At 49.0% G+C, this 3,240-nt stretch carries 5 protein-coding genes; all 5 read left to right on the forward strand.

Annotated elements, in window-relative coordinates; genetic code table 11:
- Positions 1-35: 35 nt before the first annotated feature.
- Positions 36-668 (forward strand): cyclase family protein, encoded by a 633-nt coding sequence (locus AC1DVJ_RS30355; RefSeq protein ID WP_477596549.1) that lies wholly within the window; start codon positions 36-38, stop codon positions 666-668.
- Between the two features lie 16 nt (positions 669-684).
- On the forward strand, positions 685-1,101 hold the full coding sequence (locus AC1DVJ_RS30360) for a hypothetical protein (RefSeq protein ID WP_477596551.1): 417 nt from the start codon (positions 685-687) through the stop codon (positions 1,099-1,101).
- Between the two features lie 387 nt (positions 1,102-1,488).
- The gene (locus tag AC1DVJ_RS30365; protein WP_477596557.1) at positions 1,489-1,557 is read left to right on the forward strand and encodes a small, acid-soluble spore protein, alpha/beta type; all 69 of its coding nucleotides are present in this window, start codon (positions 1,489-1,491) and stop codon (positions 1,555-1,557) included.
- Between the two features lie 363 nt (positions 1,558-1,920).
- Positions 1,921-2,682: an SDR family NAD(P)-dependent oxidoreductase gene (locus tag AC1DVJ_RS30370; protein WP_477596553.1), complete on the forward strand. Its 762-nt coding sequence runs from the start codon at positions 1,921-1,923 to the stop codon at positions 2,680-2,682.
- A 169-nt stretch (positions 2,683-2,851) separates the two neighbouring features.
- Positions 2,852-3,240: hypothetical protein (locus AC1DVJ_RS30375; RefSeq protein WP_477596555.1), on the forward strand; the 389-nt coding region annotated here is incomplete at its 3' end.

The raw sequence follows: 3,240 nt of genomic DNA on the forward strand, positions 1-3,240 counted from the left end.
CTTCAGGATGACATGCCCGTCTACTTCAGGATGACATGCCCGTCTATCCTACTCATTCTCGATATGTGCATGCATTGTGGGATTCGCACAATACGGGAAGCCTTTCGCTTTCGTATCAACTGATGATCCATGAGCATTGCGGGACGCATGTGGACGCTACTGCGCATTTTCTGCCGAAGGACCACCCAAATTATCGTACTATTGCGGATACTTCTATATCCCAATTCCATGGACGCGCATTAACGCTGTCTTTYACAGATTATCCTGATAACGGCCTCGTAAGTAGGGCGGATATAGAGGAATGGGAGAATAAAAACTTCAGGATTGARCAKGAGGATATCGTATTTTTTCATTTCGGTTGGGATCGCTACTGGGTTCCTCGTTCGGTTAGTCAGAGGTATTCGACTTCATGGCCAGGACTAAGCGGCGATGCAGCCTCGTATTTGGCATCCAAGCAGATAAAGGCAGTAGGCTGCGATACACTGGCCATCGACAGTTCTTACAGTGCCAATTGTCCGGCCCATTATGAGCTGCTGGGAAACGATATTGTGATTTTTGAGAATTTAACCAACTTACAACAAATTGTAGGAGAGTCTTATACGTTTGCTTTTCCATTAAAAATTGCAGAAGGCTCAGCATCCCCTGTCCGGGCAATTGCAATCATTTAATATTGGGGGGATTACTGTGAAAATTACCGGTATACGGACGCGAGCACTTCCGTTTTCCCGATCGCCTATAACGCTTAGAAGCAATCTGATATCACCCACCTCAATGTTCGACGATCATTATGAAAAATCGTGGTTCGGGCCATGCAGCATCGTGCTAGTAGAGGTCATGACCGACGTAGGATTGGTTGGAGTAGGAACGGCAGGGGGGTTCACCTCGTCTCCCGCGGATATCATCGATCACCATTTCACACCTATGTTGATCGGAGAAAATCCGCTCAATACGGAGTTGATTTGGGAGAAGATGTACCGTTCTTCGGTGCGTATAGGCCGAAAAGGCGCGGTCAGCTGCGCCATCAGCGGCATTGATATTGCGTTATGGGACATCAAAGGTAAGTTTTCAATACCCCTGTGTATAATCTACTCGGCGGTTTGATGAAAAAGAAAATACCGCTCTACGCAAGCCGCTTGTATGCGCTCGATGATTTAGAGCAGCTCTGATTCGGCAAGGCTCGGACGGGCTGTAAGTCTGCCTTTAACATCCAGCAGTCAGCGCAACGCCTTTACATAAAGCTTTAAAAATATGTCGATAAGTTCTCGTTTACCAACAAAGGGAAATTTATAAAATAATTAAAGCTTTAAGCAATTTGACGCCTTCAGCTGAGATTAAGTAGGAGGATTAATAGATTGGTTAACATTCATGAGGTAGCGAAAAGAGCKGGAGTATCTCGATTGCCTTGGTTTCCAATGCGTTATCCAATAAGAATCGTGTAAAGCCAGAGACAAGGGACCGCATTAAACAAATTGCCGTATCCGTTGTTACTTGACAACCCGAGAGACAGGCTTGGTCGGTGGTAATATTGTTCGCCGCTTAATTAAATTGCCCAACTAAACTTAATGAATGAAACTTCAACCTGATAAATAAAACAATGGTCGGTCCATCTCTATTGATGAGGAGGGCTGACGGAAGCCAAAAAGATATGCGCAATGGCATCGGCTCGAAACAAGACGGTGATCCCGCATGCAGGAGGGACGCAGCCTTAGGCCGCCCTGCATCTGCTGTTTGCGCGGTCGGAAATTCCGATGGCGGAATATTTCCTTGGCGCCGGCGAGGAGCATCCTTTTTATGATGGCATATTGCTGCCAAACAATGGCTTGTTCGATCTGCCAAGCACGATCTGCGCGGGGATAACATTAAAAGAGGACGCATACTCTATAATGATAGAGTACGTCTGAAGAAGAGGGAGGATTGTGCATGGCTGATTTAAGCGGAAAAGTGGCGGTCATCACTGGCGGTGGGAGGGGAATCGGCAGAGGCATATCGAAGGAGCTCGCAAACGCGGGGGCCGTTGTCGTGGTCAATTATCACGCGAATAAGGACGCCGCCGAAGAGGCAGTTGCCTCCATCCAAGCTGCGGGTGGGAAAGCAATCGCCTTGAAAGCGGACGTCGGCCGAAAGTCCGACGTTGATCGGATGATGGACGATGTGTGCAGCCAGTTCGGCGCAATCGATATCCTTGTGAATAATGCGGGTATTTGTCCTTTCCGCGATTTTTTTGATCTCGATGAAACGACTTGGAACGAAACCCTGCAAAACAATTTGAGCGGCATGTTCTTCTGCTCTCAGGCCGCGGCGCGGATCATGATGGGCGGGGGCAGAGGCGGATCGATCGTCAACATTTCCACGGTCACGGCATTTCGCGGTGGACTGGAGCAGGTGCATTATGCCGCGAGCAAAGGAGGCGTCAACTCGCTTACGACTTCGATGGCCAATGCGCTCGGCATTTACGGCATCCGCGTTAACGCCATACTTTGCGGAGGAGTGGCGACGGACATTAATCGAGATCGGATTCCGCCCGACATGCGAGTTCCGAAAGCAAAGACGGATTCGTTGCCGCTTGGCCGTTTAGGGGATCCCGAGGATCTGGGAAAAGCGGTTGTATTTCTCGCATCAAGCGAGAGCGAATGGATAACCGGTGCTCAGCTTGCGGTAGACGGAGGTTTTATGGTCCGGTAGGTACCTACCGCCATCAGCACAAGCCACAATGACCATGCAAATTTCGATCCGGGCTGATCGATTCCATCCAGACGTTCGATCGCTTCATGCTGATCGATTATACGACCATGGACGAGCTTCTACCAGCTGCGCGGGAGCACAATGTCGCGGTCATTAATGGAAGTGTGCTGTGAATGGGGCTTCTGGCAGACTCTCCAGCGCCGTTCTTGCAGAGCAGAATCGAATTTTTGCAGGAGGCGGAAGGAAGGAAGACTGCCAAAAGCTGCTCAACGAAATGCTAGAGAGTGTGGATCAGTCCACAGGCCAGTCGGACCACACGGTTGTAAGCATGTATTCCACTTTATCCATTATGTTCATATCCATTATCCAAAACTGGGGAATGACCAACCGTTTGCAATCGGAATTGGATCTTGGTTTATTGACAAACGTGGATCGTCTCCTTGCATTAGAGCACCGGGGAAGTTACTTCCGAACACTGTTAACCCTTCTGTTTGAAAGCAAGCAAGATGCACATGCGGATCGGGCAACAAGCGCAGTGCATTACATTCAACAGTACAT

The sequence above is a fragment of the Paenibacillus sp. P4_A9 genome, from assembly GCF_056402415.1.